We start from the raw sequence: 6671 nt of genomic DNA on the forward strand, positions 1-6671 counted from the left end.
GAAACCACTCAAAAATCAACTTTTCTCTTCTTTACAGACTTTACCCGATCGCATCCAAGAAATATTTGACCAACTTACACTTGAGCAGGTAATATCTATCTCTTCTTATAACTTTATTTTAGAAGCTCTTTTCTATGCAGCTTCATATTAAATTGGTATTAGTGGAGAATCAACCTATTAAACTGCAACGACGTGGGTTTACCCTTGCTCCCGATGGTGGAGTTCCGATGGTGATGGTTGGAAAACGAGAAACACGCGCAAGTCTTAGACCGGACTTACCAAAAGCTAACTCATCCCACGGTTTTTCATGAAAAGTCGTGGATTTTGAGTCATTTGTCCTTGCTTATTAGGAACGCAGATTTAATAAAGTAAAAAAACCTTACCCCCAACCCATCTTTTTACTAAAGAGAGGGAAGACTTTGACGAAGGTCAAAGGCGGGGTGAGGTTAAAAACTATATCTGAATGTTATTTCATTCACATTCCTTAGCCATTAGTAGCAAACAGAAGCCTCATCTAAATTCCTAGCTCCAGCAAGAACTACCCCCTGCCTTCTTCACTTCCGATTTGAAGAGTTAATTTAACCTGAATTTCGGGAATTATTATAAGAACCACCAAAATTTATTATAAAACAACATTCAGCCAAGTAATAATGCTTAAATTAATTGCTCGTATCCCGGATTATAGTATTGCAAGTTTAATTTATGAAGCTACTGCCACAGTAATTTATCGAGCATACTCCAAGGCTAACGAGCGTTCAGTTGTTATCAAACTGCTCAAGGCAGAATATCCTACTGTCAAAGAGATTGCTCAGATTAAGCACGAATACGAAATTATCCAAAACCTGAACATTGTAGGTGTGAGCAAACCCTATGAATTAATCAGTTATGACAACGGTTACAGTAATGGTCTAGCAATGGTTTTAGAAGATTTTGGTGGAGAATCTTTAAAAGCTCAGATATCTAATACAGGCTTTCAACTTAGGAAATTTCTTAACATTGCCGGTCAAATTACTGAAACTTTAGGAGAGTTACATACCCACCACATTATTCATAAGGATCTTCAGCCGGAAAACATTCTTTATAACCCGAATACCGAAAAAATAAAATTGATTGACTTCAGCATCGCTTCGCTGCTGTCAAAAGAAAGCCCAGAAATCAGTAGCCTCAACCTCTTAGAAGGAACGCTGGCTTATATGTCGCCAGAACAAACTGGACGCATCAATCGAACCTTAGATTATCGGACAGATTTTTATTCATTAGGTGTCATTTTCTATGAATTGCTCACGGGTCGGCTCCCTTTCCAGAATGCCCAAGACTCAATGGAATTAGTGCATTGTCACATTGCGAAAATTCCAGTAGCTCCGCACAAGATTAATCCTAATGTACCACTGGTAATCTCTGCGATCGCTATGAAACTTCTGAGCAAAACTGCTGAAGACCGCTACCAGAGTGCTTACGGGTTAAAGGCTGACCTAGAACAAGCAGCAATACAACTGCAAACAAAAGGCAGCATTGACCTTTTTACCTTAGGCCAGCAAGATTTTTCGCATCAATTCCAAATAGCTCAAAAACTTTACGGTCGGGAGGTAGAAGTGGCGGCTTTAATGGCTGCCTTTGAAAAAGTTAGCCTTGGTTCTAGTGAAGTGGTGTTGGTAGGAGGATATTCAGGTATCGGCAAATCCTCACTAGTTAACGAAGTTCACAAACCGATTGTCCGGCAACGAGGTTACTTCATCGGTGGCAAATTTGACCAACTCAAGCGAGATATTCCTTATGCTTCTTTGATTCAAGCATTTCGAGAATTGATGCGACAACTGTTAGCTGAAAGCCAAGCCAGAGTTGAGGTTTGGAAAAATAAATTACTACAAGCATTGGGAGTTAATGGTCAAGTTATTATTGATGTCATCCCGGAAGTAGAACTAATTATTGGGCAGCAAGCACCTGTACCACAGTTGGGTGTTGCTGAGTCTCAAAACCGTTTTAATCGGGTGTTTAAGCAATTTATCCATGCCTTTACTGCTGCTGAACATCCCTTAGTACTGTTTTTAGATGACCTTCAATGGGCAGATGCTGCCTCTGTGAAGTTGGTCGAAAATTTAATGACTGACTCAGAAAGTCGGTATCTATTGCTAATTGGGGCTTACCGAGATAACGAAGTTAGTCCCACCCATCCACTGATGCTAATGTTAGAGACAATTCGAGCATCTGGGGCTACTGTTGAAGAATTGTTTTTGAAGCCATTAGCAACACCTCATATTACTCAACTAGTTATTGATACGTTCAATTGCGAATCATTTCAGGCCGAACTTTTAGCTGATTTGCTATTTCAAAAAACTCAAGGTAATCCCTTTTTCTTGACTCAGTTACTAAAAGTACTACATCAAGATAATCTCTTAACATTTGATTATCGTTTAGGTTTATGGCAGTGGGAACTCAACAAAATTCAGGAACAAGCCATTACCGATAATGTAGTCGATTTAATGGTGAATAAAATTCAGAGATTGTCAGAACCAACGCAGCAAGTTTTACAATTAGCTGCTTGTGTTGGAAACCGTTTTAATTTAGAAATTCTAGCTGTAGTCAACGAAAAATCTACATCAGCCACAGCAATTGATTTATGGGAAGCTTTACGAGCCGGATTAATTCTTCCTTTGAGCGATACTTACAAAATTCCTCAGTTGTTGAATCAGTCGGAATTGGCAATATACTGCAATACTGCTGTAAAAGTTGACTATAAGTTTTTGCACGATCGCGTTCAGCAAGCTGCCTATTCTTTAATTCCAATCGATCAGCAAAAACAAGTACACCTAAAGGTAGGTAAATTACTATTACATAATACTGAAAAATCTCAGTTGGAAGAACATCTTTTTGATATTGTCAACCATCTCAATGCTGGTAGTTCATTGATTGTGGAACCAGCAGAAAGATATGAACTGGCAGAATTAAATCTGAAAGCAGGTCAGCGAGCAAAATCATCTTCGGCGTTTGTAACTGCACTCAAATTGCTGAAAACAGGAATGAGTTATCTACCTGAAAATAGCTGGCAAGATAATTATTTACTCACCTTAACATTATATTTGCAAGTTGGAGAAGCAAAATTTTTAAATGGTAAGTATGAGAAAGCTTTGCTGATTTTCGAGCAGACTTTCAGCCAAGTTAAAACTACTCTTGATATGTGTCGGGTGAATGAATATCGAATTATGTGTTATCGGATGGAGAATGATTTAAACTCCGCATATAAAATTGGGCTAAATACTTTAGAGCTTTTAGGCTTGGAGTTTACAGCTTATCCCGATGATGCATATCTGTTAGAAAAACTTAATTATACCAAAAAAGTTATTGGCGATCGCTCAACTTTTAGTCTCGCAGAACTACCGCCAATGCAAGACGAAGAGAAGTTAATGGCTCAACGTATCTTAAAAGAAGTCTGGCCTATTGCCTACTTTTTAGGATCTAAAGCGTTGCATATCACATCGATGAATATAACTCAACTTTCAGTTCAGTATGGCAACTCACCAATTTCGGTATTTGGCTATATGCTTTATGCTTTTAATTTGGTGTTTCAATATGGTGAAGTTGATTCAGGTTATGAGTTTGGCGAACTATCCTTGCATTTACATGAAGTTTTAAGAACGAAGGAATTAGAAGCAAATATTTTAAATATGTGGGGCGGTTTAGTTTGTCACTATAAAGACCATATTAGCGAAAGCAAACCTTATTTATTGAAGGGATTTAATAGTGGTTTAGAAACAGGTTCTTATCAATGGTCTGGTTATTGTTCAGTTAATTTTTTATGGCAATCACTATTTGGAAATGAATCTTTAGAAAAAACCGCAGAAATAGCCGAAGATTTTATTCCTAGCCTCCGCAAGATTGACAAAAATATGTTGAACTACCATCTGCTGGCTATGGAAGCGATCGCTAACCTGACTAAGCCAACAGATAAGATTGATCGACTTGTGGGAACTTGGGCTGATGAAGGGCAAGTGCTAGAGTTTGCGTTGGCATCTTCAGATATGTTGAGTGCATTTGTAGTTTATATCTATAAACTTGCGCTCTGTAACTGGTATGGAGAATTTATCAAAGCTGTTGAGTATGCAGACAATGCAGAAAAATATGTAGGGGGAGCGCGAGGAATTTTTATTAATCCTGTTTTCTATTTTCATCAAAGTATTGCCTTAGCAGGGGCTTATGCGGAGGCAGATACAGAAACTCAAGCAATTTATCTGGATAAATTAAATGTCAACTTAGAAAAATTCCAACAATGGGCAATGCACTGTCCAACCAATTATCAACACAAGTTTTTGCTGATTCAAGCTGAAATTGCTCGGATTCACCAACAAGATTATCAGGCAATGGAGCTGTATGATAAGGCGATCGCTTCTGCTGCCGAAAACGGTTATTTACAAAATGAAGCCTTAGCAAACGAACTGGCATTTCGATTTTACTTAGCCAAGGATAGGAAAAACTTTGCCAAAATTTATTTAAAAGAAGCCCGCTATGGCTATTTAAAGTGGCAAGCTACGAGTAAAGTTCGGCAACTGGACGAACAATATTCCCAAATTTTTAGAGATACAGTCGAGCGCCGTAAGGCTACAAAGCAGATTCAAGATATTTCTGAAGCTAAAACCCAAACTCTAGATATTAGCACGGCGATTAAAGCATCCCAGGCACTCTCAAGCGAGATGGAGCTAAATCCTCTGCTGGAGAAGATGATGACGATCGCGATCGAGAATGCTGGGGCCCAAATGGGTTATCTACTTGTAAAACGAGAGAACCAGTGGATAATTGAAGCCGAAGGAAGCATTGATCGAGATGAAGTGACAGTGCGATCGTCCAGTTTGTTTCTAGTAAAGCATAAACTACCAGTTTTGCTGATTAACTATGTTGAAAGAACAAAAGAAAATTTGGTTTTAGACGATGCTAGTCACACAGAGCGTTTTCTGAATGACTACTATATTGTTGCCAATCAACCCAAATCAATTTTGTGTTTGCCTTTCTCTCATCAGGGTAAGCTAACTGGAGTTCTTTACCTGGAAAATAACCTCACCACCGGAGTCTTTACCGCAGAGCGATTAGAGGTATTGAACTTGTTAACCTCGCAAGTTTCCATCTCCATAGAAAATGCTCGGCTCTACACAAATTTGCACATATACTCCCAGGAGTTAGAAATTTCGGAAACACAAGCGCGTGAGAAAGCAAAGCAGCTAGAACATACCCTTGATGAATTGAAGCTTACCCAGTCTCAGATGGTGCAAAGCGAAAAAATGTCTAGCTTGGGGCAGCTGGTAGCAGGCGTTGCTCACGAAATCAATAACCCAGTCAGCTTTATCTACGGCAACTTGACTTACGTTAATAATCATGTCAAAGACTTGATGAGTGTAGTAGAACTTTATCAGCAGCAAAACCAGAATTTACCGCCTAAAGTTCAGAATGAGATAGATGCGGTTGACTTAGATTTTTTGATGGAAGACTTACCTAAGCTGTTGGCTTCCATGAAAGGGGGAACCGATCGCATTCGCCAGATTGTATTATCTTTACGAAACTTTTCCCGCCTAGACGAAGCTGAAGTCAAAGCCGTTGATATCCATGAGGGCATTGATAGCACCCTAATGATTTTGCAAAATCGGCTTAAACCCGAACCAAATTCTCCGGGAATTCAGCTAATACAGGAGTACGGCAACCTGCCACCCGTAGAGTGCTACCCTGGCCAACTGAATCAGGTATTTATGAACCTGATCGCTAATTCAATTGATTCTTTGGAAGAATTTAACAAACATCGGACTTATGCCGATATTGCACGTCAGCCAAGCATCATTACAATTCGTACTACTGTTGAAGGCGATTTTGCTGTCATTCGCATTGCTGACAACGGTTCTGGTATCAGCGAAAATGTGCGGCGGCAACTCTTCACACCCTTTTTTACCACCAAACCTGTTGGTAAAGGCACTGGTTTAGGGCTATCTATTAGTTACCAGATTGTAACTAATAAGCATCGAGGACAGTTGGAGTGTGTATCCGTTCCAGGACAAGGGGCTGAATTTATGATCTCTATTCCCCTTAAAGCAACGCAGGGGGAGGCAGGGGGCAGGGAGCAGGGAGCAGGGGGAGTTATGTAGGTTCTAATTTTTTATGGTATCTGAAAAACCTCTCTTCTATTTCTCTCTTAAAAGGCTAGGGTGTAGACGCAAGGATAACCACAGCAGAGGTTTCAACTCTTTTAGTAGTTTCGTAGGGTGCATTATAGACCAATACAGTTCAGTTAAGCATCTCTCTGTGCCGCGCCAGTTGCTTCTCCCAGGGGGAGACGCTACGCGAACAAGTCGGGGAACCCGCCCAACGCACTGGCTTCTCTGCGTCTCTGTGGTAGCCTGCGGCAAGCCGCTGACGCTCCTTCTCTGCGAGACGCTACGCGAACGTCGCTACCGCTTCGCTAATGCGTCTACGTAAAAAAAATTGAATTTGACAAAGAGTTTTAGCCTTAACCCAAGCGTATTGCGTTATGGACACGTCGAAATAACAAATGCGTACCCCGAAATAACAAATGCGTACTCCGAAATAACAAATGCGTACCCCGAAATAACAAATGAGTACTCCGAAATAGCAAATGGGTACTCCGAAATAACAAATGAGTACTCCGAAATAGCAAATGGGTACTCCGAAATAACAAA

General features: G+C 40.1%; 2 protein-coding genes. Both read left to right on the forward strand.

The annotated features are described in order from the left end of the window. Window positions 1-134: 134 nt before the first annotated feature. Window positions 135-311: a hypothetical protein gene (locus RMY00_RS35750; RefSeq protein WP_322652087.1), complete on the forward strand. Its 177-nt coding sequence runs from the start codon at window positions 135-137 to the stop codon at window positions 309-311. Window positions 312-650: 339 nt separating this feature from the next. Continuing rightward, window positions 651-6119: an AAA family ATPase gene (locus tag RMY00_RS35755; RefSeq protein ID WP_322652088.1), complete on the forward strand. Its 5469-nt coding sequence runs from the start codon at window positions 651-653 to the stop codon at window positions 6117-6119. Window positions 6120-6671 lie beyond the last annotated feature (552 nt).

This window comes from Nostoc sp. ChiVER01, from assembly GCF_034531155.1.
Lineage (GTDB): Bacteria > Cyanobacteriota > Cyanobacteriia > Cyanobacteriales > Nostocaceae > Nostoc.

What these genes read in the sequence shown, in the direction of transcription:
- RMY00_RS35750 (WP_322652087.1), top strand. Translation starts at nt 135, where the DNA reads ATGCAGCTTCATATTAAATTGGTATTAGTGGAGAATCAACCTATTAAA.
- RMY00_RS35755 (WP_322652088.1), top strand. Translation starts at nt 651, where the DNA reads ATGCTTAAATTAATTGCTCGTATCCCGGATTATAGTATTGCAAGTTTA.